Source organism: Paraglaciecola sp. G1-13 (genome assembly GCF_055809255.1).
Genome location: NZ_CM147903.1, coordinates 1,050,672 through 1,074,454, shown reverse-complemented (window position 1 = coordinate 1,074,454; position 23,783 = coordinate 1,050,672). Strand labels below are relative to the sequence as shown.

At 46.6% G+C, this 23,783-nt stretch carries 20 protein-coding genes; 5 read left to right on the top strand and 15 right to left on the bottom strand.

Going from position 1 to position 23,783, the window contains the following annotated elements; all coding sequences use genetic code 11:
• Window positions 1–66: 66 nt before the first annotated feature.
• The 9 genes from AC0L6N_RS04455 to AC0L6N_RS04415 form a co-directional block, all read right to left on the bottom strand.
• A complete protein-coding gene (locus tag AC0L6N_RS04455; RefSeq protein ID WP_473479248.1) occupies window positions 67–732 on the bottom strand; it encodes a riboflavin synthase in 666 nt (221 codons plus the stop codon).
• 143 nt (window positions 733–875) lie between these two features.
• The gene (gene ribD, locus AC0L6N_RS04450; RefSeq protein ID WP_473479245.1) at window positions 876–1,994 is read right to left on the bottom strand and encodes a bifunctional diaminohydroxyphosphoribosylaminopyrimidine deaminase/5-amino-6-(5-phosphoribosylamino)uracil reductase RibD; all 1,119 of its coding nucleotides are present in this window, start codon (window positions 1,992–1,994) and stop codon (window positions 876–878) included.
• A gap of 58 nt (window positions 1,995–2,052) precedes the next feature.
• On the bottom strand, window positions 2,053–2,502 hold the full coding sequence (gene nrdR, locus AC0L6N_RS04445) for a transcriptional regulator NrdR (RefSeq protein WP_006992170.1): 450 nt from the start codon (window positions 2,500–2,502) through the stop codon (window positions 2,053–2,055).
• Between the two features lie 126 nt (window positions 2,503–2,628).
• Window positions 2,629–3,768, bottom strand: coding sequence for a FlgO family outer membrane protein (locus AC0L6N_RS04440; protein WP_473479241.1), 1,140 nt, complete (start codon window positions 3,766–3,768; stop codon window positions 2,629–2,631).
• A 48-nt stretch (window positions 3,769–3,816) separates the two neighbouring features.
• Window positions 3,817–4,482, bottom strand: coding sequence for a FlgO family outer membrane protein (locus AC0L6N_RS04435; protein ID WP_473479239.1), 666 nt, complete (start codon window positions 4,480–4,482; stop codon window positions 3,817–3,819).
• Window positions 4,483–4,495: 13 nt separating this feature from the next.
• Window positions 4,496–5,080: a FlgO family outer membrane protein gene (locus tag AC0L6N_RS04430; RefSeq protein ID WP_473479236.1), complete on the bottom strand. Its 585-nt coding sequence runs from the start codon at window positions 5,078–5,080 to the stop codon at window positions 4,496–4,498.
• A 230-nt stretch (window positions 5,081–5,310) separates the two neighbouring features.
• Window positions 5,311–6,567, bottom strand: coding sequence for a serine hydroxymethyltransferase (gene glyA / locus AC0L6N_RS04425; RefSeq protein ID WP_473479234.1), 1,257 nt, complete (start codon window positions 6,565–6,567; stop codon window positions 5,311–5,313).
• Between the two features lie 269 nt (window positions 6,568–6,836).
• Window positions 6,837–7,928, bottom strand: coding sequence for a Gfo/Idh/MocA family protein (locus tag AC0L6N_RS04420; protein WP_473479231.1), 1,092 nt, complete (start codon window positions 7,926–7,928; stop codon window positions 6,837–6,839).
• Between the two features lie 23 nt (window positions 7,929–7,951).
• On the bottom strand, window positions 7,952–9,256 hold the full coding sequence (locus AC0L6N_RS04415) for a M20/M25/M40 family metallo-hydrolase (RefSeq protein WP_473479228.1): 1,305 nt from the start codon (window positions 9,254–9,256) through the stop codon (window positions 7,952–7,954).
• Window positions 9,257–9,529: 273 nt separating this feature from the next.
• Here AC0L6N_RS04415 and ettA point away from each other — a divergent pair, with 273 nt between their 5' ends.
• Together ettA and AC0L6N_RS04405 are read left to right on the top strand one after the other, a co-directional pair.
• Window positions 9,530–11,197, top strand: coding sequence for an energy-dependent translational throttle protein EttA (gene ettA, locus AC0L6N_RS04410; protein WP_473479225.1), 1,668 nt, complete (start codon window positions 9,530–9,532; stop codon window positions 11,195–11,197).
• A gap of 174 nt (window positions 11,198–11,371) precedes the next feature.
• Window positions 11,372–15,043 carry a PAS domain-containing protein gene (locus AC0L6N_RS04405; RefSeq protein ID WP_473479222.1) on the top strand — a complete coding sequence of 1,224 codons (3,672 nt, stop codon included), beginning with the start codon at window positions 11,372–11,374 and terminating at the stop codon, window positions 15,041–15,043.
• Window positions 15,044–15,183: 140 nt separating this feature from the next.
• On the opposite strand, the gene cyoE is transcribed toward AC0L6N_RS04405, so the two are convergent.
• From cyoE to AC0L6N_RS04375, 6 genes are all read right to left on the bottom strand, one after another.
• Window positions 15,184–16,074, bottom strand: a complete 891-nt coding sequence (gene cyoE, locus AC0L6N_RS04400; RefSeq protein ID WP_473479219.1) for a heme o synthase — start codon at window positions 16,072–16,074, stop codon at window positions 15,184–15,186.
• A gap of 13 nt (window positions 16,075–16,087) precedes the next feature.
• On the bottom strand, window positions 16,088–16,405 hold the full coding sequence (gene cyoD, locus AC0L6N_RS04395; protein ID WP_011574143.1) for a cytochrome o ubiquinol oxidase subunit IV: 318 nt from the start codon (window positions 16,403–16,405) through the stop codon (window positions 16,088–16,090).
• Window positions 16,405–17,049, bottom strand: a complete 645-nt coding sequence (cyoC, locus tag AC0L6N_RS04390) for a cytochrome o ubiquinol oxidase subunit III (RefSeq protein WP_473479215.1) — start codon at window positions 17,047–17,049, stop codon at window positions 16,405–16,407. Before cyoC ends, cyoD begins: the two co-directional genes overlap by 1 nt.
• Window positions 17,046–19,040 (bottom strand): cytochrome o ubiquinol oxidase subunit I, encoded by a 1,995-nt coding sequence (gene cyoB / locus AC0L6N_RS04385; protein WP_473479212.1) that lies wholly within the window; start codon window positions 19,038–19,040, stop codon window positions 17,046–17,048. The genes cyoC and cyoB overlap by 4 nt, the downstream gene beginning before the upstream one ends.
• Before the next feature lie 2 nt (window positions 19,041–19,042).
• On the bottom strand, window positions 19,043–19,951 hold the full coding sequence (gene cyoA, locus AC0L6N_RS04380) for a ubiquinol oxidase subunit II (protein ID WP_473479209.1): 909 nt from the start codon (window positions 19,949–19,951) through the stop codon (window positions 19,043–19,045).
• 202 nt (window positions 19,952–20,153) lie between these two features.
• Window positions 20,154–20,555, bottom strand: a complete 402-nt coding sequence (locus AC0L6N_RS04375) for a hypothetical protein (protein ID WP_473479206.1) — start codon at window positions 20,553–20,555, stop codon at window positions 20,154–20,156.
• Window positions 20,556–20,914: 359 nt separating this feature from the next.
• Between AC0L6N_RS04375 and AC0L6N_RS04370 the strand changes: the two genes are divergently transcribed.
• From AC0L6N_RS04370 to AC0L6N_RS04360, 3 genes are all read left to right on the top strand, one after another.
• Entirely contained in the window at window positions 20,915–21,553 is a 639-nt protein-coding gene (locus AC0L6N_RS04370) for a TetR/AcrR family transcriptional regulator (RefSeq protein ID WP_473479203.1), read from the top strand.
• A 77-nt stretch (window positions 21,554–21,630) separates the two neighbouring features.
• Window positions 21,631–22,914, top strand: coding sequence for an NRAMP family divalent metal transporter (locus tag AC0L6N_RS04365; RefSeq protein WP_473479200.1), 1,284 nt, complete (start codon window positions 21,631–21,633; stop codon window positions 22,912–22,914).
• A gap of 134 nt (window positions 22,915–23,048) precedes the next feature.
• A complete protein-coding gene (locus tag AC0L6N_RS04360) occupies window positions 23,049–23,459 on the top strand; it encodes a GFA family protein (RefSeq protein WP_473479197.1) in 411 nt (136 codons plus the stop codon).
• Window positions 23,460–23,783: the final 324 nt, after the last annotated feature.

Sequence of the window (23,783 nt, the reverse complement as noted above, 5' to 3'; positions counted from 1 at the left end):
AAATGAGCAGCTATCTGCAAATGTCATTGTGTGCCAAAAGCGCACGACTGTTGTTCAGCATGTGTCCTAACGTAAAAAGCCATTTTCAGCCAAAAACGCCATGCTGATATCTGATTTTTTCAGGCCTGTTTCAGCGGCTTTGTCGCCGAGCATTAATCGCTCTAGGTAACGGGCAACCACGTCCACTTCCAAATTAATTTTAGTGCCCTTCTTGTAGCCACCAATGATGGTTTCTTGCAGGCTGTGGGGAATAAGAGTAATCAAAAATTTGGCACCCTCTACAGCATTCACCGTCAAGCTGACACCGTCTACAGTAATCGAGCCTTTTTCCGCTAAGTAACGGGCTAAATCTTTTGGTGCTTGCACCCAAATTTCCACGTAACGCCCAACAGGGGAGACGGAAACGACTTCGCCCACACCATCAACGTGCCCGCTGACGATGTGCCCACCAAAGCGGGATGTCGGTAACATGGCCTTTTCTAAGTTCACCTTACTACCCGCTTTATAATCGGCAAAACCGCTGCGCTTAATGGTCTCGTGCGACACGTCAGCACTAAAGCCGCTCGAGTTCATGTCTACCACGGTTAAACACACACCGTTATTGGCGATACTGTCGCCAAGGGCCACATCCGACATATCCAGTTTATTTACCCGTATGCGCAAGCGAATGTCATCGCCCGTTGGGGTTAAGGATTCGATGTGCCCCACATCTTCAATTATTCCGGTAAACATAATGTCTTTTCACTCATATTAACTGTGTAATCTGTTTGAACATCGCGCTGATTTGAAACGAACAGGCTAGGTTAAACGAACACCCTATATCAAACACGCCCGTTATTTCCGTTATGTACGGGTCACTTGGCGTGGGTAGTAAATTATGTAAAGCGCGCCGTCAGCTTTAAATCTAGGCCGACTTGGCGTACATCCTGCCATTGTAATTCAAAAGCTTGCTGCATTTGGGTTAATTCGTCCACCGCAAATAAATCTCGGCCTTTATCTCCTAATAGTTTGGGCGCTTGGTACAAAATCAATTCATCTATTAGTTTATTCTGTAATAACGCCCCTGCAAGCTTCGCCCCTGCCTCTACCCATATATGGTTAAACCCGCGCTGGCCAAGGTGTTTCATTACATCTTGCAGGTCAAGTTGCGCACCGTTTGATTGGGCTTGATATTGCTCAACATGATCTGGAAATTCGGCTGTATTTGGCTGGCTATTGATAATCACAATGGGAGACGATAAAGCAAATAAATGCAGATCAGGGCGCATCTGGTTGCGCCCATCGAGCAAAACTCGCGCAGGTTGGCGTAAATTCACTTCTGCTAACGCATTTCTTGCAAAACCCAATTCGCTGTAACGCACATTCAATGAAGGGTTATCCGCCAGGACCGTGCCCGAGCCAGACAATATCGCGCAACTCTTCGCTCGGTGGCGTTGCACATCTTCACGGGCTAAGGGCCCGGTTATCCACTGGCTTTCACCATTATTTAACGCGGTTTTGCCATCCATGCTTGATGCCAGCTTAACGGTGACCCAAGGCTTGCCTGTTTGCATGCGTTTGATAAAGCCGCGATTAAGCGCCTTGGCTTCACTTTCAAGTAAACCACTGCTCACCTGGACACCCGCGTCACTGAGCTTTTGTAAACCACTGCCGGCCACGAGTGGGTTTGGGTCAACCACCGCGGCAACAACGCGTTTCACTCCCGCTTTAATAAGCGCTTCGGAGCATGGGCCTGTGCGACCGTGATGATTGCACGGCTCTAATGTGACGTAAGCGGTCGCGCCTTTGGTGCGCTCACCGGCTTGGGCAATAGCGTGAATTTCTGCATGGGGGGTCCCGGCTTTTTGATGCCAGCCTTGGCCGACAATATTGCCTTGGGCATCAGTAATAACACAGCCCACATTGGGATTCGGCGAAGTCGTGTATTGGCCTTTTTCAGCCAAACGGATGGCCAAAGCCATCATTTTTGCGTCAAGCGCAGAGAATTGCGTCACTCTACAACCTTATTAATTTAACTCTAGGGCACAGGAAAAACGTGAATCATTCGGCATGTTAGTCACCCAAACGTGCGATTTCTTCGCCAAATTCGCGAATATCTTCGAACGAGCGATACACAGATGCAAAGCGCACATAGGCCACTTTATCCAGCTCTTTGAGAGCGTCCATAATTAGATTGCCCAAGTATTCACTGGTGATCTCACGCTCGCCTGTGGCACGCATAGCCGATTTAAGACGACTGATACACTGCTCCACTTGCTCGGTACTCACTGGGCGTTTTTCAAGGGCACGCTGTAATCCTGCCCGCAACTTATCTTCGTTAAACGGCTCACGAGAGCCATCGCGCTTGACCACGCGGGGCATGACCAATTCAGCCATTTCAAAGGTAGTGAAACGCTCTTTACACATAGTACATTCACGACGGCGGCGCACCTGGTGCCCGTCAGCCACTAAGCGAGAGTCAATCACCTTGGTTTCTTGGATAGAACAGAAGGGACAAAACATAACGTTCTCTTGTACCGGAAATTTTCCGGTAAATTAACAAAAAAACGCGAAAGTTGATAGGAGTAAGAGCAAAGGTAGGGCAATAGAATTGTTAAACCAAAGCTAAAAGCCTGCTGTCTCCTGCAACTAAGGCTGTATTTGCTGCAAGAGCCCTCTGGGAACAAAAGTACTGGCCGCCGCGATAACGCTGTTGTCATCAACAGATACCACACGGCTGTTAATTTTCACTCCTCTATGAGTGGCGACCAGCGTGCCTGTCAGCACGTAATTCATATCGGTTTGGCCATTTAGAAGTGCACCGTCGCGCGATAGCGCTAAGTCACCCATGGCGGACACATCAATATTTTTAGTTAGCTTGAAATCCACTACATTAACGCCATAACTGGGCAGTTCAGTGGCTAGCGCTTCTGCAAATTGATTACCTAAACTACTGGAATTTCGTAACGTTTCATCAAAATCAACAAAGCTTGCAACACCCACCGTCATGCCTTCAAGGGCAGTAAACTTGGCCAACTTACCTGCCAATTGCTGGGCGTACTCGCCTAACCCCACTTTACTGTTGGCAAAGATTCCGCCGTGAGAGATGGCATAGCGCCCCGTAGACATACCAAGTTGGTTATTATGTGTTGCGCTTTCTAATTTGCCGTTGACAGAATCGCTTTGGGAATGAGCAGATGCTGTGATGTTATTTAATTTATTATATCGCTGAGTACGGGCTAATTTTTGTAGGTCGTTCATCAATTGCGTTAACTCTTCAGGAGAGTCAGCCAGTGGTGCCAACGGATTGGCATAAGAAGTATTCCCACTATTAACATTGTTAACGTTAATTGAGGTATTTGAATTATCTGTATTGATCGTCTGTGAGCTGCCGACTGAGATGCCTTTACTTTGGCTGCCGTCAGATTGAGCACTATTTCCTTGAGGGTTATTTCCTTGTGTATATTGCGGTTGCCCCTGCATGTATTGCTCTAACGACGGCGAACTGCCAATAACTGACATTTCACTTAAAGTATCAATTAAGAAAGCCAAATCTTCTTCGTTTTTCACCATCCGCTCAAGGGCCGGTTTTTGTGCTTCCCATTCAATTTTTTGTTGTTCGAGCATCGCTTTTAATTCGAGGTATTGTGGGTCGCTTTTGTCTATCACTATTTCATTGTTGTCTTGAAACATTGAACAACCGGATACTGATGTGAGAAAGACCCCTACGCAACATGCTTTGGTTAGCCCCCTAACTACGTACTGGTTATTCTTATTAAATTTACTCACAATGCACCTCAGAATTTTAACGATTAGCTTTAAGCGCTCAGAATATTCTTAGCTTTTTTCACTTTGCTTGAATTTAAGGCTAATGCCGGGATTGCCCTGACTTCGGTGTAATGCGTTAACCACACTGGCAGGGATAAACCCTTGCGCGCTAGACAACACCTTTTTGCTGTTGATAGACACCATACGGGCGTTCACAATGACCCCGTCTTGATGCTTTACCATAGTGCCACCCATTACATATTGCACAGGCATGTCTGGGTTTAGTTCTTCATAATCGCGGCTGAAATTAAAGTCGCCTGTTGGAGTAACGCGGATATAATCGGAGCTTTTGAAATCCAGTACGTTTAAACCAAATTGATGCAGTTCGTGAATAAAACTCTCGGATAATTGATTGCCCAGCAGGTCTGTTTCATCAAAGCTACCGTCGAGATAAACAAAACTCGTCACACCAATATCCATGCTACTTTCTGGGTTATCCATATTGGCAATCAAGTCTTGCATGATCCCTTGCACATAATGGTTAACATCACCTACTTCAACACGCTTGTAGATGTCTGACATGCGTTGGTTGTTATAGCGACTCACCGACGTCATTTGCTGGCTTGGCGTCATTGCTTCAACTTCTTGTACTTGCTCGTCGCTAGAAAACCAACTTGAACATGAAGTACTTAAAAAGCACATAAGGGGTATAGCGGCTAGTTTTATCGATTTCATAATTAACTCACTTTTATAATGACGAGCGATACAGCTTGTTATGTTTCATCTGGATCTGGTTGGCATTTAGGCCAATCACACTGTTAGGCACATTATCTGATACCGCAGCGATAACCGTTCCTTCCCGTAAATCAAGTAATCTGGCATTAACAGTGGTCATTTGATTACCTTGAAGTAAAGTACCTACCACCATGTAGCGCACATCTATATCTTTGCTGATATCTGCACTGTCACGACTTAGTAATCGCTCGTGATCTTTAAACAATTGCACTTGATTCGCGGCCCGTATTTCAACCACATTAAAGCCGCGCTGAGTTGATACCGATAACATGCTTTCTTGGAGCTGCAAACCCAACATGTTCAATGAGTGGTTGGCTTTTGATAACGCTAAACTCTCTAATTCGGTAAAACTCACTACTGCTAAGTTCCCATATTCAATGGGCGCTAAGCTTGAGAACAACTTATTGGCTATTTGATCTGTATGCAGCAATAGAGGCTCTTCGGCCACAATCTGCCCTTCATCGGCATCCTCTTGCCATGAAGGTAAATGGGCACAGCCTGCAAGAAATAGCACTAATAGACTCAAAAAAATCTTCAAAACATTCGCCCCGCGTTGTTCAGTGCGTTGCTATCTATGGCTATAGCGCAACGTTAAATCATGATTGAAGCGTCAAAAAACAGTGCCTCAGACCTTAGTATTGATGATTTCAGCAAATATCAGGCCATAAAAAAATCCGTTAAGGCTAACCTCAACGGATTTCTATTTAGTGCACTCGTTTTGCCGCACTACACTGGACGGTGTTTCTTATTTAATGAACGACGCAAAACCTACGCGTATACCGGGAACTTACCGCAAAGGGTCAATACTTCACCTTTTACGCGTTGGATGACCGCTTCGTCTTCGATGTTGTCGATAACGTCGCAAATCCACGTAGCCACTTGCTTCGCTTGTTCTTCTTTAAAACCACGGCGGGTAATGGCAGGTGAGCCAATACGCAAACCACTGGTCACAAACGGAGAGCGTGGGTCGTTAGGGACTGAGTTTTTGTTCACTGTGATGTTAGCGCGCCCTAGCGCTGCGTCAGCATCTTTACCTGTGATGTCTTTGCTGATCAAATCAAGCAAGAACAGGTGGTTGTCGGTGCCGCCAGATACGATGTCGTACCCGCGCTCTTGCATCACGCTGACCATGGCCTTGGCGTTAAGCAATACTTGCTGTTGGTATGCTTTAAAATCTGGCTGTAATGCTTCTTTAAACGCAACGGCTTTCGCTGCAATCACGTGACACAAAGGGCCACCTTGATTACCAGGGAATACTGAGCTGTTTAGTTTTTTGTAAATCGCTTCATCGCCACAAGCTGATAAAATCAAACCGCCACGTGGGCCAGCTAAGGTTTTATGCGTAGTGGTGGTCACCACATGCGCATGAGGTAATGGGTTAGGGTATAAACCAGCGGCTACTAAACCTGCAACGTGAGCCATATCCACTAATAAGTAAGCACCTACTTTGTCCGCGATTTCACGGAAACGCTGCCAATCAACAATACCTGAGTACGCTGAGAAACCACCGATGATCATTTTTGGCTTATGCTCAACCGCGAGCGCTTCAACTACGTCGTAATCGATTTTGCCAGTTTGCTCATCGATACCGTACTGCACTGCGTTATAGGTTTTGCCCGAGAAGCTAACATGTGCGCCGTGGGTTAAGTGACCACCGTGTGCCAAGCTCATCCCTAGCACGGTATCACCAGCGTCAAGTAACGCCATAAATACCGCTGAGTTAGCTTGTGAGCCAGAGTGAGGCTGCACGTTAGCGTAGTCAGAGCCGAATAATTGGTTAGCACGCTCAATGGCTAAATCTTCTGCGATATCAACGTATTCACAACCGCCGTAGTAACGCTTGTGCGGGTAACCTTCAGCGTATTTATTGGTTAGTTGCGAGCCTTGGGCTTCAAGTACGCGCGGGCTACAGTAGTTTTCAGAGGCGATCAGTTCAATGTGATCTTCTTGGCGCTGGGTTTCTTGCGCGATAGCTTGACTCAACTCAGGATCAAAATCGGCAATATTCATGTCACGTGATAACATCAGTTCTCCTCGGGGCCGCTACACTTGCGCGATAAAAGTCGCTTAACTGCGTGCGCTTTGGCCTGTCAAAAATACATAATTTCAACAGACACTTAACGCCGTAGCTGCATTTTTCATCAAACGCTATGTTGGCTGGCAATTTAAGTGCTAACTAAAAAGAGCGCACATTCTAGTCATTTTGCACTTTTTGTACATAGCTTTTATGCAATGTTCTATAACCTAAAAGTGTAAAGAAGGATCACCACGGCTTAGGTGGTGAACCAGTCGTGCTACATACGCTCTGCGTCAGGGCTGAATTTCAGGCCAATTTGGCGGCGAATTTCATCCATGGTTTGCATAACCGCTAGGCTATCGCCGTGGGGCATAAAATCACTGCATACTTGATTTTTCTCAATCATGTTCATGGCTTCTTCAATTTGATACTCAAAACCATTTACCCGATGGGCGAACTCAATCACCTCGTCTTGCACGTCTTCTTGCTGCAAAGTCGCTTTATTGCCGTTCCAAAACATATACGGCAATACAATACGGCCTTTACTGCCCATTAACGTCATTGAATTACTCGCCTGTGCAGCGATCGTGCAAGTAAACTGAGCGAAGCGCCCAGACGGATAGCGCATATTCACGATCGTGTTTTCATCTACTTGCAGGTTACCAAAATGGCTCATGGCGTTAATTTCACTGGGGTGCTCTTGCATCAAACATTGGCTCAAAGTAATGCTGTAAACGCCTAAATCGAGTAATGCGCCACCGCCCAAGGCAGGGTTATGTAATCTGTGCCCTTCTCTGTCACCAAAAGAAAAACCAATGTCAGAGCAAATATATTGCAGCTCGCCTATGCGCCCCTCGTCAAGCCATAATTTTACTTGCTCGAAGCATGGCATAAAGCGGCTCCACAGCCCTTCTTGCAGTAATAACTGCTTTTCTTGTGCTAACGCGATTAACGCTTCGGTTTGCGCCGCGTTAATAGTCAGCGGCTTTTCCATCAATACATGTTTGCCAGCTTCTAAGCACATTTTCGCTTGCTCGTAGTGCAGGCTTTGCGGTGTAGCGATATACACCACGTCTACCTCTGGATCAGCCAGCATCTGTTGATAGCTGCCGTAGGGTTTCGGAACGACGCCGTCAGCCTTATTAGGACTGCCGTCAGCTTGATGAAAAGTGCCGTCAGCCTTATTAGGAACGCCGTCAGCTTGATGAAAAGCGCCGTCAGCGCTGTATTTGTCAGCAAAGGCCTGTGCTTTATTAATATCGCGACTGGCCACAGCGTAAAGAATGCCTTTTTGTGACGGCATCAACGCTTCTGCAAACCTATCTGCAATCGAGCCTGGGCCCATAATGGCCCAATTAAATTTTTTCATGTTTCTTCCTAAATAATCTGCGACTAAGGATTGGATAAGCGATACATCAACACCGCGGTTTTCTCGATATTCTGTTTAAAGGTACGCATATCTGCCACTTCATCTTTGGTATGACCGCCCTCGCCCATCAGGCCCAACCCATCGATGGCCATTTTCACGTGCCCTGCGGTAAACGAGATATCTGCCGCCCCGGCATTTCGCGGGTTAACCGCTGTTACTGGACCATAGCCTAAATCAACGCTGACTTGACTGTACTGAGCCAGCAGTGATTTATTGCCTTTGGTTTCTTTCATGGGCGGGTAGCCCTCATCAAAGGTGAAAGTGGCATCGGTTTGCGCTAAGTGTTGCTCCACCACCTGGCTCATAATTGCTTTGGCTTGTTCTAGCTGCTCTTGAGATGCCGCCCGCAGGCCGCCTTTTACCGAGGCATCTTTGGCGACAACGTTTGTTTTGCCAAAGGCGACCACTTCATCGCCGCCCTTACTCGTTGTTACCCGCGTACCACCTGCAATCACACCAGGGTTAAAGCTAAGCAAAGGCAAATCGGCCAGTTGTAAACGGAATTCTTGTAAAATACGCGCCATTTCAAATATCGCCCCATCACCCACTTTGTCGGTGAATATTTGTGACGAGTGGGCAGCGTTGCCAGATGTGGTCACTTGCCATGTAGATGCACCGCGCCGAGCGGTTACCGCTGTACGAATATCGCCATCAGCATCTTCAAAACCAAGGGCGACGTCAGCCCAAATAGCCGCATCGATTAAGGCTTTTTTAGATTGACTCAACGGGCGACCGCTGGACTCTTCATCACCGGTAAGCACCACTTTAATATTTAAGCGGTCAAGCATGCCTTTGGCTTTTAGGGCTTTAATGGCGGTCAGCATGATCACATTGCCGCCTTTCATATCTGAAATGCCCGGCCCGGCAATATGTTGCTCGTCTATTTCTTTGGCTTGCTGGAAGTCATCGTCTTTAGCAAACACCGTATCCAAATGGCCGATTAACAAAAGCTTTTGGCCGCTTGGATGAGTCGGAGATTCATAGGTAGCAACAAGATGCCCTGCCCGGTTAAATTCACTGCCATCGACCCACTGGGTGTCAAAGCCTAGGGCGTCATACTCTTTGCGCATGATGTCACCGACTTCTTTCACGCCAGCAAAATTCATGGTGCCACTGTTAATATTGACCGTTTTTAACAGTAACGCTTTGGCGCTCGCTAACTCTTGGCTTGTTTGCTCTACCAAGGCATTTTCAACCAGGCGGCTGGCCAATGCTGGCTGACAAAATAACCCAGCGCACATAAGTAAAACAGATGATTTTTTTAACATAGCACTCTCTTTTTAATCCCTAAGACGATGCAAATACTACGCGAGTGATGCAAGGGATGCACACCGAAATTTGTCAAGGAATGTGTGCTCATTCAGCGCGTTTAAATCAATCAGTAAAAGATAGAAATATAGTTAAATATCAATCAGATAAAAAACAAACTCTGTTTAGCTGCGAGCACAAAGTAAACAATTACAAAAATAGTCTCAGCTAGCGCTTTCATCGCTCATGTGCAGTGTTTACAATAGGCAAAATTTTATGGAGTTGTTTTCATCATGGCGCAATACGTATATAGCATGAATCGTGTGGGCAAAATCGTGCCCCCGAACAAGTTTATTCTTAAAGATATTTCACTGAGTTTCTTCCACGGCGCCAAAATCGGCGTTCTCGGTTTGAACGGCTCAGGTAAATCTACCCTGCTTCGGATCATGGCCGGAATCGATAAAGACATCGAAGGGGAAGCCATTCCTCAAGCGGGCTTAAAAATTGGTTACTTACCACAAGAGCCACAGCTAGACGAAAGCAAAGACGTGCGCGGCAATATCGAAGAAGCCGTCGCCGATGTCGCCCATGCCCTCAAGCGCATTGAAGAAGTGTACGCTGCCTACGCAGAAGAAGACGCCGACTTTGACGCACTGGCTAAAGAGCAAGGTGAGCTTGAAGCCATTATTCAAAGTAAAGACGGTCACAACCTTGAAAACGCCCTTGAGCGCGCCGCCGATGCCTTGCGTTTGCCGCCTTGGGATGCAGATGTGAGCAAATTATCCGGTGGTGAGCGCCGCCGCGTTGCTCTATGTCGCTTGTTGCTTGAAAAGCCCGACATGCTGTTACTGGATGAGCCTACCAACCACTTGGATGCAGAATCAGTAGCCTGGTTAGAGCGCTTCTTACACGACTATGAAGGCACAGTGGTCGCTATTACTCACGACCGTTATTTCTTAGATAACGTCGCCGGTTGGATTTTAGAGCTTGACCGTGGCCAAGGTATTCCTTGGGAAGGCAATTATTCTTCTTGGTTGGAGCAAAAGGACGCGCGTTTACAACAAGAAGAAAAAACCGAAAGTGCGCGTCAAAAATCGATTAAAACTGAATTGGAATGGGTACGTTCAAACGCCAAAGGTCGTCAGTCTAAAAGCAAGGCGCGTATGGCCCGCTTTGAAGAGCTCAACACCGGCGATTACCAAAAACGTAACGAAACCAATGAATTGTTTATCCCACCGGGCGATCGCCTAGGCGAGCAAGTCATTGAAGTAAACCATTTACGTAAAAGCTACGGTGATCGTTTGCTTATTGATGATTTAACCTTCGCCATGCCCAAAGGTGCCATTGTCGGTATTGTCGGGCCAAACGGCGCGGGTAAATCGACCCTATTTCGCATGCTAAGCGGCGAAGAAAATGCCGATTCAGGGGAAGTCATTGTTGGTAAAACAGTAAAGCTGGCCAGTGTTGATCAGTTTCGCGATCACATGGATGGCAACAACACGGTTTACAAAGAAATTTCTGATGATTCTGACATTATTCGTATCGGCAACTTCGAGCTAAACAGCCGCGCCTATTGCAGCCGTTTTAACTTTAAAGGCAATGACCAACAGAAGTTTGTAAAAGACTTATCAGGTGGTGAGCGTAATCGTGTGCACTTGGCCAAGTTATTAAAAGCCGGCGGCAACGTGCTGTTACTGGATGAGCCAACCAACGACTTGGACGTTGAAACGTTACGCGCCCTTGAAAACGCGCTGCTTGAGTTCCCGGGCTGTGCCATGGTTATCTCGCACGATCGCTGGTTCTTGGATCGCATCGCCACCCACATCATGGATTACCGTGACGAAGGCAAAATTAACTTCTTCGCGGGCAACTACACTGAGTACGCCACTTGGCTCAAAGAAACCCAAGGTAAAGATGTGGTTGAGCCTCATCGCTTGAAATACAAAAAAATCAGTAAATAACAGGTTTTGCCGGTGTTTTAAGCGCACCGTTACCGCAATAAAACAACACGCCGCTGATGGGAAACCTAAGCGGCGTTTTTATTTACCAACAATGCTTGAATTAGTGGAAAAACAGTGCAAAATCGGCCAAATATTAAGACAGGGATCCCCCCTCTCTTCAAACGGATTTTGCTGATGTTTTTTAGCACTCATTTACGCTTTTCTACACTCAACTTTAATGGCTGGCTAAGTACATTTACCGCATTTGCTTTAGCCGTCATTCTTGCCTCTTTTTTGGCCAGTGTATTTAGCCCAGGTGAAGCGTTGTGGTTATTTTTACCTGCCGTATTACTGGCTGCTTATCGGAAAAACTCGGCGCTGGCCTACCTTTGTTTCATCGGCGCAATTTGCGTTGTGAGTTACCTGTTTCGCCACCATATTCCCTATGCGCTATTATCTGTTTTTTCATTGCAAATCAGCTGGTTTTCACTGCTCAGTATCGCCTTGATACAGCTGCTTACTAAATTGACACGGCTTCAGCAACCCGCGTCAGCGTTCGACGACGACAGCAAAGTATTGACCACTGACAGCAACGGCAAAGTCGTCACTGATGTATTAGAGCGTTTTGCGGTGTTTATGGGCGTATTGACCCCCGACGGTATTTTGCGCGAAGCGAACAAGACCGCCCTTGTTTCAGCGTCACTGCAGGAAGATGAAGTCATCGGTCTGCCGTTCGAGCAAACGTTCTGGTGGTCACACGATAGCCAAGTGCAGCAATCGATCCGCAAAGCGATAAACAAAGCAAAGCACGGTGTGTCTTCTCGTTTTGATACCACAGCAAGGTTGGCTGACGATGTACTCATCGATATAGATTTTATGCTGCACCCCATTTTTGATGAACATGGCAGTGTGGTGCAGATTATCCCTTCAGGCATTGACATCACCACCAGAAAACGTGCTGAGCGTAATTCGGCCATGTTGACGCAAGTCAGTTCTGACTTACTCAGTGCTGGCAGCCTAAAAAGAATCAAATCAATCATTACCGAAAACTTAGCTGCACACCTAGATTTAAGTGCCTGCATTTTTTGTGAAACCCATCCCGTTTCAGGAAGGCTTGGGATCACGCATGTATGGCAGCACGCATCGCTAGCAGAAATGCCTAAAGCTAAGATGGAACTGCCCTTTGAAATTGCCATGTGCGAAAAAGAAAACCTCACCTTGATCGTGAATAATGTAGCCACGGACCCCAGATACACAGACGGTCAGTTTCAGGAAAGAGGCATAGGTGCATTTATTTGTGTGCCTATCAGCTTAGATAAGAAGAACCATTTTGTATTGAGTGTTTATCGTAGCGCTTCACATGAGTGGCGTGATGACGAAATTGAATTAGTGATCGAGTTTGCTCGGCGTTTTTGGGTACGCACAGAGCACTTAAGAATTCTTGAAACTTTGCGTGCCAGCAAAACCACCTTAGACATCACCCTTGAGGCCGCTCAAGTGGGTGACTGGGAGGTGGATTTAGTCACAGGCCTAACCCGACGCTCTTTGCATCACGACAAATGCTTTGGTTACGAAGCCCAAATACCTGATGCTCAATGGGGAATTGAAGGCTTTTACGCCCATATTCACCCCCAAGACAGAGATGAAGTGAAATATAAATTCGAAAAGTCGTTGAGAGACGGCAGCGACTTTCGCGCTGAATTTCGCGTTATCTGGCCAGACAAAAGCATTCACTGGTTAGCGTCATACGGCAGTTTATACGGCGACACGGACGGTAAACCGACGCGCATGCTAGGTATTGTGGCAAACATAAGTGAGCGCAAACGAACCGAAGCGTTGCAGATTGCGCAAACCAACGCCTTGGAACAAATGGCCCAAGAGGCACCACTTAATAATGTGCTGGAAACCCTCATATTGTCTTTAGAGGAGCATTCTAAAAATGGCATGATTGGCAGCATTATGCTGGTTGATGAACACGCCCAATGTTTGCACTTTGCTGCCGGGCCCAGTCTTCCAAAAGACTATGTGCAACACATCGATGGCCTGAAAATAAACCAACAAAGTGGCGCTTGTGGTACGTCTGCGGCTACCAAGCAAGCTGTGTTTGTAGCGGATATTGCGTCTGATCCACTGTGGGTAGAGCACCGAGACTTAGCACTGGGCCACAATTTACGGGCGTGCTGGTCGTTGCCGATAATTTCAGGCAAAGACGTGCTGGGCGTATTCGCTATGTATTACAGTGCACCTCAAGCCCCTGCACAAATGGACTACGACAGCCTTGATATCATCATGCGTACCGCTGAGCTCGTTATTAAGCGTAGGCAAAATGAACAATCTGTCAGGTCAAGTGAAGAACGTTTTCGCGCGGTCGTCGACAATGTGCCCCAGCTAGCATGGATGGCCAATGCCCAAGGCGAAATAGAATGGTTCAATCAGCGCTGGTTGTCTTATACCGGTACCACCATGGAGCAAAACTTAAACGGCGGTTGGAAGGCGTACCATCACCCTGATCACCAAGAGGCGGTATTCAATAAATTTTCCGACTGTTTAGCCAAAGGTATCGACTGGGAAGACACCTTTCCGCTGCGGGGTGCAAACGGTAAATATCGCTGGTTCCTATCCCGAATGAATGCGATCTATGCCCAAGATGGCCAGCTAATCCGCTTTTTTGGTACCAATACCGATATCACTGAACAGCGTAAAATGGCTGAAAAACTCACCAAATTAACAGACAAGCTATCAGTGGCTGACAAGCGCAAAGATGAATTTCTTGCCACATTAGCCCATGAACTTCGAAACCCCTTAGCGCCCCTAAGAAACTCGATGGAATTGATACGCAATGTCAAGACCGATCCCGCCATGATGCAGACCGCAGTGGCAACCATGGATCGCCAAGTTGCGCAAATGGTACGCCTAATTGACGATTTACTGGATATTAGCCGTATATCAAAAGATAAACTGTCTTTGAAACGCCAACGTATTGATCTTAAAGACATCGTTGAGCAAGCAGTAGAAGCCGTGAGCCCCTACGCCAAACGCTTGGGCCACTCGGTACAGGTTAATATGCCACATGAAGCCATTTCTTTATTTGCTGACCCTGCACGTTTAGCGCAAATACTTGGTAACCTGCTCAACAATGCGTGCAAATATACCCCTAAAAACGGGTTTATTTGGGTCACAGTCAACTTAGACGATGAGCAACACGTCAGCATTAGCGTGAAAGACAGTGGCTTGGGTATTGCTGAGCATATGCGCTCACAAGTATTTGAATTGTTTACCCAAGTAAGCAATCAGCTTGAGCAAGCTGAGGGTGGTTTAGGCATCGGTCTGTCATTGGTCAAACGCTTAGTTGAAATGCACGGCGGGCACGTCGAATGTAAAAGCGAGGGCTTAGGCCATGGTGCAGAGTTTATTGTCACCCTACCGAGCACACCTGCTAAACCAAGTGGCAAGCCAAAAACTGTCGGCGTGAATCGCGCGGTGCAAACAGAAGCGTTAAATGTGCTGATAGTGGATGATAACCAAGACAGTGCAGACAGCATGCAGATGTTGCTTAACGTACATCAGCACACCACACATGTGGTTTATGATGGTGAGCAAGCAGTTATCGCTGCAGCGCAACACAAACCGGACGTCATTCTACTCGACATAGGCCTGCCTATTCTTGATGGTTACCAAGTGTGCAGCGCAATTCGTAAAGAGACATGGGGCAAAAATATAACGATCATTGCCCTAACGGGTTGGGGGCAGGATGAAGATAGACGTAAATCGAAAGAAGCAGGTTTTGACCATCATATGGTTAAGCCGATTTCATTAAACGCACTGTTAAACCTTTTGGCTCAAGTAAGCCCTGCTAACGGATCGTAGCAGAGGCGTTAAAAGGGCTTGTTCACAAGCTCAAGCTGATAGTTGCTAAGCCGATATTCGTTGGGCTGCGATTCACTCGGCTAAAAATAAAGGCCATTGAGTTAACGCGTTTGAATACGTTAACGTGATAGCCTTGATGTTCAGCTAAGCATCACTAGCAAACTCGGTGGCAAGGCCTGAAAATCAAAGGCCATGCCGATGCTAAGAGCAGTGATGGTTAAGATAGAAAAGCCAAATACTTGCCTTGCCCAAACCACTAACTCGATGTTTTTGCGATAGCCACGCAATGCCATAAACAGCCACCACAAGCTAGTCACACAAGCCACCGCCATAAACGTCAGCCCGGTGTAACCGCTTAGCGGCAGAAGCGCGCTGACAATCGCAAATACAGCGATATACAATACAATATGCAATTTGGTTTTTGCGATCCCCTTTGCTACTGGCAATACCGGTATATTGGCTTTGGCGTAATCGTCAAAACGAAAGATGGCGATGGCGTAAGAATGCGGCATTTGCCACAAACTAAACATCAATAATAGGATAGCGGCACCCGCATCAAATTGGCCACTTGCGGCGCAGTAACCGACCACAGGTGGCACCGCGCCTGACAAACTGCCCACTAACGTGCCATACACTGATTTGCGTTTCATATATAAGCTATACACGCCCACATATACTGCGTAACCCAGTACAGCGAAACCCACCGCAATACTATTGGTATAACGAATAAGCAAACCAAAACCGAGCACCGCCAAGGCCAGACCAAATTGCAGCGCGTGGGCAATGGACACATCTCCTGTGACAGTAGCGCGATTGCGGGTGCGCTGCATTTTGGCGTCAATGTCCGTATCAATACAATTATTGAGCACACAACCCGAGGCCACCACGAGCGACAAACCTAACACCGTCATGAGCATCAATAAACCGTCAACCTCCCCTCGCGAGGCAAGCAAAAAACCACCGGCTACAGAGATTAAATTACCCATGATGATGCCGGGCTTAGTGATGTTGATATAACGTTTTACTTTCATGGTGACCTCCTTATTACATCATCATCGCGTTAGCGCTATAGATAATCCAAATGGACAACCCAACCACCATCACAATAATCAGTGCGGTAAACAGAAACGCAAATGTGTCCAAACGCCCTTTGACTGAAAAATTCAAGTGCAAAAAGTACTTCAAGTGCACCACAATTTGCACCAACGCAAAGGACACCACACTGTAAAACAGAACTGATTTACCAAAGTGTCCACTCATCACCATCCAAAACGGAATAGCCGTGAGAATGACTGATAAAACAAACCCAATTAGATAGGACTTTACGCTGCCATGGGCAGTCGCTTCAGCAGAATGACTCATCACATTGCTCCTAATAAATATACGACTGTGAATACACAGACCCATACGATATCCAAGAAATGCCAAAATAAGCTTAGGCATCCAAGGCGCGTAACGGTTTGCGCACCTAAACCGCGCTTGAGTACCTCAAGCACCATGACCAGCATCCACACTAGCCCAGCGGTTACATGCAAACCATGCATGCCGACTAGCGCAAAGAATGAACTTAAAAACGCACTGCGATCAGGGCCATTTCCTTCAACGATGAGATGATGAAACTCATATACTTCCATGGCAATAAACACACAACCAAGGGCCATAGTGACCAATAACCACAGTAACGTACCTGCACGTTGTTGCTTGTGAGCGCACAAGAGTGCAAAGCCATAGGTAATACTGCTCACCAATAACGCGGCGGTTTCAACCAACACAAAGTTAAGGTCGAATATGTCTTTACCTGATACGCCACCGTCGGTGTTCATGTACAACACGGCGTAGGTAGCAAAAACAGAAGCAAATAAAATGCAATCGGTCATTAAGTACAACCAAAACCCGAACAGCGTATTGCCGCCGGTGTCATGGTGTTCGTCATGCCCGCCCCCATGATCATCTGCATGCAAGCCGTGATCAGAGGCGAATTTTAGGGTGTCTGGTACGGCGCTCATAACGCTTCCTCCTTCACTGTGGCCACACTGGCTAAGTGTGCTCGTTCAATTTCAGCCACTTCTTGCGGCTCAACATAATAGTCCACGTCTTTGGCATAACAGCGTGCAATTAACGCGACTACCATACCCAGTGAGCCAACGATGGCTAACCACCAAATATGCCAGATCAAGGCGAAACCAACGATGCCAGCCGCCCCCGCGATTTGCATACCCGCAGCGGTATTACGTGGCATGTGAATTGGCATATATTCATCGGGTGCCTGGTACTCAATACCTTTTTCTTTCATGTCTGTGAACGCGTCTATGTCATGTACCTTAGGTAGAACGGCAAAGTTATAGAACTGAGGTGGTGACGCTGTTGACCATTCGAGTGTGTGACCATTCCATGGATCGCCATCTACATCTGGGTTTTGTTCACGATCGCGAATACTCACGTAAAGCTGCACAAATTGCAGAATGATACCTACAAAGATAATCACTGCGCCTAACGCCGCGATATACAACCAAATGTTCCAATCTGGGTTGTTGGTATGATTTAAACGACGGGTCATACCTAGGAAGCCAAGCACGTAAAGCGGCATAAACGCCACGTAGAAACCAATTTGCCAGCACCAGAAAGAGTATTTACCTAAACGCTCGTTCAAATGAAAACCTGTGGCTTTTGGGAACCAAAAGGCAAAGCCCGCCATGTAACCAAACACCGCACCACCTATGATGGTGTTATGAAAATGAGCCACTAAAAATAAGCTGTTATGTAATACGTAATCAGCACCAGGCACAGCAAGTAACACCCCTGTCATACCACCGATACTGAAAGTAACCATAAAGCCTAAGGTCCATAAAACCGGCACTGTTATGCGTAAGCGACCACGGTACATAGTGAACAACCAGTTGAATAACTTCACCCCCGTGGGTATGGCAATGATCATGGTCATTACCCCAAAGAAGGCATTTACGTCAGCACTTGAACCCATGGTAAAGAAGTGATGCAGCCACACCACGAAGCCTAAAATCGAAATCGCGCCACTCGCCCACACCATAGAGGTGTAACCAAATAAGCGCTTACCGGTAAAGGTTGAAATAACCTCAGAGAAAATACCAAATGCAGGCAGCACCAATATATACACTTCAGGGTGACCCCACGCCCAGAACAGGTTGATGTACATCATGGCGTTACCGCCGCCATCATTGGTGAAGAAGTGAAAATCTAAATAACGGTCAAGTGTCAGTAAACCGAGTACCGCGGTTAAAATCGGGAACGAGGCCACAATTAATATATTCGCCCAAGTACAGGCCCAAGTAAAAATGGGCATTTGCATCAACTTCATGCCAGGGGCGCGCATTTTAAACACGGTGGCTAAAAAGTTGACGCCGGTAAGCAATGTTCCGATCCCGGATATCTGCAAGGCCCAGATATAATAATCGACCCCCACCCCAGGGCTAAAGGACATCTCCGATAATGGCGGATAGGCCAACCAACCTGTTTTGGCGAACTCACCTAAACCCAAAGAGATATTGATCAACACAGCACCTGCAGCGGCTAACCAGAAACTCAAGTTGTTCATGAAAGGGAATGCCACGTCTCGCGCGCCAATTTGCAGCGGCAGTACAATGTTCATTAAACCAATCATAAAAGGCATAGCCATGAAGATGATCATGATAATGCCGTGGGCGGTAAATATTTGGTCATAGTGCTCTGGGGGCAAATATCCCTCAGCGCCGTTAGTCGCCATAGCGAGTTGGGTGCGCATCATTATCGCGTCAGAGAAGCCACGGATCAGCATGACCAATGCAAGAATAATGTACATGATACCTAAGCGTTTATGATCAACTGACGTCAACCAGTTGTGCCAAAGCACGCCCCACTTTTGATATTTAGTAATAAGACCAACAATGGCCAAGCCAATGACACCAATGACTGCCAGCGTTACCATGATAATAGGTTCGTGGTACGGAATGGCCTCCAGGGATAAATTTCCTAATAGCGACATAGTTACTCCTCCGCCTGCATGTGCATTTGAGCAGAATGCTCTTGATGGTCTTCATGCATATCATGGGAATGCATGTTGCCCATAAACTGCATCACAATATGTTGGAACAGTTGACTGTCCACCGAGCCGTAATAATTAACGGGATTATTTTCACTTGGCTTTGCTAACTGGGCATAACTCTCATCACTCAGTTTTGCAGGGCTGTGTTTAACCGCGCTGACCCATTGCTCAAAGTCCTGTTCGCTGTTTTTAGCGATGGCTTTAAATTTCATTCCGGTGAACCCGGCACCACTGTAGTTGGCTGAAATGCCGTCAAACTCGCCCGCTTCGTTGGCGATCAGGTTAAGACGTGTCGTCATACCTGCCATAGAATAAATCTGGCTACCAAGCTGAGGAATAAAGAACGAGTTCATGGTGGTGTCAGATGTGATCTTAAATTCCACGGGCACATCTTTGGGAAACACCACTTCGTTAACCGTTGCGATACCTTGCTCTGGATAGATGAATAGCCATTTCCAGTTCAAAGACACCACTTGAATAGTGATGGGTTTATGCTCGTGTTCTAACGGCTTGTAAGGGTCGAGCTCTTGAGTGGAGTACCAGGTCAAGGTGCCCAATATCGCAATAATCACAATGGGGATTAACCACACAACCACTTCAATTTTGGTTGAGTGTGCCCACTTTGGGTCATAAATTTCATGCTCGCGACCTTCACGATAACGCCAAGCGAAATACAAGGTCATGCCAATAACAGGAATAACCACCAGCAGCATCAGTACCGTTGCTACAACGATCAAATACTTTTCATCGATGCCCACCTGACCTTTAGGATCAAGCACACCACCTTCACAGCCCGACAGCAATAATATGCTTGCCGTCAACGCTGAATAACCTAACTTACGGATCAACAAAGGATTTCCCCTACCCATAGTTTTCAAAGCACTGCCCAAGTGATTCTGGCAGCATTAAACACCGGACAAACCGGATTTATTGGGTGAGCGGGCTCAAGGTAGATAAGTGGTCAGACTGCTTAGCGCTAGCTGAACCTGTGCATGTGACTTGGTGCTATCGCTAGCACACTAACAACAGTGACTTATTTAATGACTTGAACCGCTACAAAAATAGGGGGGGAGCACGAGAGCCATGTGCGCTGGGCACAGGGCTGATAACAGCGGGAACAGTAAACAACGGCTTAGATTTAGCCGCCAAATGACGAAGTACATAATCAGGTACAAGATTCAAAAGCCATAAAGCATGTTTCGCGAAATAACCGCTTAGCGCCAATAACCAAAGAAAAAATGCACTGCTAAGCACATCGAAAGAAGAAAAGTCGAGGGCGAAGCCCACCAACTCAGCACCTTCGTAGATGCCGCCAAGCAATACACTGAAACCGCTTAAAAAAGCCATTACCCCAGACACCAAGCACACTTTCGCAAAAAACGACGAGCTCGATAGGTTCACCAACGCCTTGCTGCGCTGAATGAAGTTATCTGTATGGTAAGTAATTCGGTTCAATGTAAAATCCGGCGTTTATCACACGTTAAATACTGGGTATTGAGCAAGATCAATTTGTGCTCAATTTTGATGCGCGGATACTAGCAAAAGCCATTCAAGGCTACAAAGCGATGTCAGTCTTAAATTGTAAATATTCATTATTAAAATCATGGCATTACAAAATAGATACATTTTTAACACATTATAAAAACAAATCAGTAGACACAGAGATCGCAACCTCATGAACATGGCCCCGTTCCTTAAAATCGGCAACAAGCCACATATCTTGTATTGCTGTTTTCGGTCAAAAACGGCATGATTCTGGCGCTCTTTCAGTCGCAAGCCTGTGATGTATATGTGATTTAAGGTAAAAGTTAATTATGCCAACCCCAAGTGTTATCCCAGCCAAACAAATACGCAGTCAAGACACTCAGCGAAAACTTATGGCTGCTGTGCACCACTGCCTGCAAAGTAAATTTTTTGAGCACATCAGCATCAAAGAATTGTGCGATCACGCTGGCGTTTCGGTTGGTACCTTCTATCGGCGCTTTAAAAACAAAGAAGCCCTACTACCGCTGCTATACCAAGATTTTGGCCGCGAGCTTACCCAGTGGATTGAACAATTAGAGCAGATGCCGTTTGAGACGTTAGCTGAAGCAGTGAAAGAGATAACTCGCAAGACCCATGATTTTTTCATCGCCAATCGTAGCTTGTTTCGCACCATTCACCTTAATTCACGCTTGCATACCCACATTGTGGCAGGTGAAGCTTTAATCGACAGACAAGTTATGTATAAGCGTATGAGTCAGATATTACTCAGGTTCAGTGATGACATTGATGCTGCTGATAGATCATCGGTAACGAATATGGTGATCTTCACCATGATCACTGCTCTGCTCGATAAAGTGCTGTACCCCGACATTACCCCATCGATTGCATGCGAGTTAGATTCTGTCGCCTTATGCGATGAACTAACAAAAATGTTGCTCTTGTATTTGGGTCACTCAAACGTGCAATAGCCCGCAGCTCAGAGCAGTGGCAAAAAGCAAGATAGTGAATACCTCGAAACCATAATGATAACGTGAGAAAAACGAGCATGAAATTAGTGAAAACAATGGCCATATTAGGCCCAGGTATCGTTTGGGCCGCCACCAGTATTGGTGTATCACATATAGTGCAGTCAACCCGAGCAGGAGCAGATTTCGGTTTTGCCTTATTGGGCTTTATTTTACTGGCTCACGTGGTGAAGTACCCCTTTTTTCTATTTGGCCCTAGGTACGCTGGGTTAACAGGCAAGAGCTTACTCGATGGCTATCGCTCAGTGGGCAAATGGGCATTTTACCTGTTTCTCTGTTTAACCTTTATCACCATGTTTTTTGTTCAATCAGGGGTCACCATAGTCACAGCCGCATTAGCCATGAATCTATTTGGTGATGTGCTTACCCTTTCCCAATGGGCAGCCTTGATATTGGGTGTGGTATGCGCGGTGCTCTTGATAGGCCATTACAAGCTTCTCAACACGCTATTGAAGTGGATGATGCTGGTATTGGTCATTTGCAGCATTATCGCTTGGTTTGCAGCAATCGGGCGTTTGGGATTCAGCCCGGCCGAAGGGGTCCCAACTATCGAAGTTGGCTCTATGGCAAGTATCGCCTTTATCGTGGCATTGATAGGCTGGATGCCCACCGCCGTTGAAGTATCGGTTTGGCATTCGTTATGGATATTATCTCGCGGGGCCAAACCTGGTGTTCAAAACGCGAAAAATGCGACCTTAGACTTCAACATCGGTTATGCGGCGAGTTTATTGTTAGCCATCATCTTTTTATGGTTGGGCGCTTTGCTCATGTTTGGCCAAGGCGAAGGTTTTGCCAACTCAGCAGCAGCATTTGCTGGGCAACTTGTCGGGATTTACAGCAATGCCTTGGGGGACTGGAGCTGGTTGCTCATGGCCATTGTTACCTTTGTGGCGCTATTTTCATCTACCTTTGCGGTTGCCGATGGTTTTCCACAAGTATGGAAGCGTGCCTATCAGCTCAACCACTCACATGATGCCCCCTTACCCCTTGATAGCGCTAGTGATACGCCGCACGCTCGAAAAGGAAATGTGGTTTATATCGCCGCACTCTGCGTACTCGCCTTAGGCAGTTGGTGGATAATTTCTGACTTTAGCGCTGATATTAAAGCCCTCTTGGATTTTGTGACGACAGTGTCTTTTGTCAGTGCGCCTATCTATGCTTGGCTAAATTATAAGGTCATGATGGGTGCAGATGTTGACGCCCAATATAAGCCCCAAGGTATATTTCGCATCTACACTTTATGCTGCTTAAGCGTGCTAACACTCTTCAGTATGTATTATCTTTTTTGGAAATTTGTAGCTTAAATATAAGAGTTTTAGTAATGGGCTTTACCTAGTTACTTAGCCCAACTAGGTATTGTAAAAACGCCCTAATATGACTGCGTAGCACGGGCCGTTGTAGGCTGACGTGATGCACATATTCACCCTGAGGAAATAAAATGAAAGTAACCGGCCGTTGCCATTGTGGCGAACTTGTATTTGACGCCGTTATCGATCCTGAAAAAACCATGATTTGTCATTGCACAGACTGTCAGCTGTTATCAGCGACCGCATTTCGCACTGTGGTTGTCAGCGAAGTAGATGGGCTAACGTTTTCTAGCGGTAAGCCGAAAGAGTACGTGAAGATAGCGCAAAGCGGTAACCCGCGAGCCCAAGGGTTTTGTGAGCACTGTGGTACAGGAATTTATGCATCAGCTGTGGGCGATGAGCCCAAGGTATACAATTTGCGCGTAGGCGCTATCGACCAACGTAATGAATTAATACCAAAGCGTCAAATTTGGGCAAACTCTGCGCAAAAATGGCTGACTGATATTGCGACCCTTCCTGCTTTTGAAAAAGGCCCTGTGTAACGTTTTTCGGTACTGGCTTAGCCATTCATAAAAATGGCGGTTGGCTCATCTAAGTACACCTGAAATATCGCCCTCGACCAGCCCCTGCTACAGTTTTGGTTCACTCGAGGGCGATTGGCTTATCTCGCTGCTCGTCCCCCGAATTTATCGTGCTAACAATATCGCACATTAGAAGAGCCTAAACACTTAAAAAGCGCGTGCTACTTTGCCCCATTTGGCGCGTGCTTTATTTGTGGCAATTCCCTAGAAATTACCTTGCACCCAGCACCTTTACGCGAGTGCCTTACACGCTTTGCAATTTAGCTTGTAAATCTTACAGCCTAA

Excerpts from the sequence above, each read along its gene's own strand:
- AC0L6N_RS04455 (WP_473479248.1), bottom strand. The coding sequence starts at position 732 with ATGTTTACCGGAATAATTGAAGATGTGGGGCACATCGAATCCTTAACC.
- nrdR (WP_006992170.1), bottom strand. The coding sequence starts at position 2,502 with ATGTTTTGTCCCTTCTGTTCTATCCAAGAAACCAAGGTGATTGACTCT.
- AC0L6N_RS04435 (WP_473479239.1), bottom strand. The coding sequence starts at position 4,482 with ATGAAATCGATAAAACTAGCCGCTATACCCCTTATGTGCTTTTTAAGT.
- glyA (WP_473479234.1), bottom strand. The coding sequence starts at position 6,567 with ATGTTATCACGTGACATGAATATTGCCGATTTTGATCCTGAGTTGAGT.
- AC0L6N_RS04420 (WP_473479231.1), bottom strand. The coding sequence starts at position 7,928 with ATGAAAAAATTTAATTGGGCCATTATGGGCCCAGGCTCGATTGCAGAT.
- AC0L6N_RS04415 (WP_473479228.1), bottom strand. The coding sequence starts at position 9,256 with ATGTTAAAAAAATCATCTGTTTTACTTATGTGCGCTGGGTTATTTTGT.
- ettA (WP_473479225.1), top strand. The coding sequence starts at position 9,530 with ATGGCGCAATACGTATATAGCATGAATCGTGTGGGCAAAATCGTGCCC.
- AC0L6N_RS04405 (WP_473479222.1), top strand. The coding sequence starts at position 11,372 with ATGTTTTTTAGCACTCATTTACGCTTTTCTACACTCAACTTTAATGGC.
- cyoE (WP_473479219.1), bottom strand. The coding sequence starts at position 16,074 with ATGAAAGTAAAACGTTATATCAACATCACTAAGCCCGGCATCATCATG.
- cyoD (WP_011574143.1), bottom strand. The coding sequence starts at position 16,405 with ATGAGTCATTCTGCTGAAGCGACTGCCCATGGCAGCGTAAAGTCCTAT.
- cyoC (WP_473479215.1), bottom strand. The coding sequence starts at position 17,049 with ATGAGCGCCGTACCAGACACCCTAAAATTCGCCTCTGATCACGGCTTG.
- cyoB (WP_473479212.1), bottom strand. The coding sequence starts at position 19,040 with ATGTCGCTATTAGGAAATTTATCCCTGGAGGCCATTCCGTACCACGAA.
- AC0L6N_RS04370 (WP_473479203.1), top strand. The coding sequence starts at position 20,915 with ATGCCAACCCCAAGTGTTATCCCAGCCAAACAAATACGCAGTCAAGAC.
- AC0L6N_RS04365 (WP_473479200.1), top strand. The coding sequence starts at position 21,631 with ATGAAATTAGTGAAAACAATGGCCATATTAGGCCCAGGTATCGTTTGG.
- AC0L6N_RS04360 (WP_473479197.1), top strand. The coding sequence starts at position 23,049 with ATGAAAGTAACCGGCCGTTGCCATTGTGGCGAACTTGTATTTGACGCC.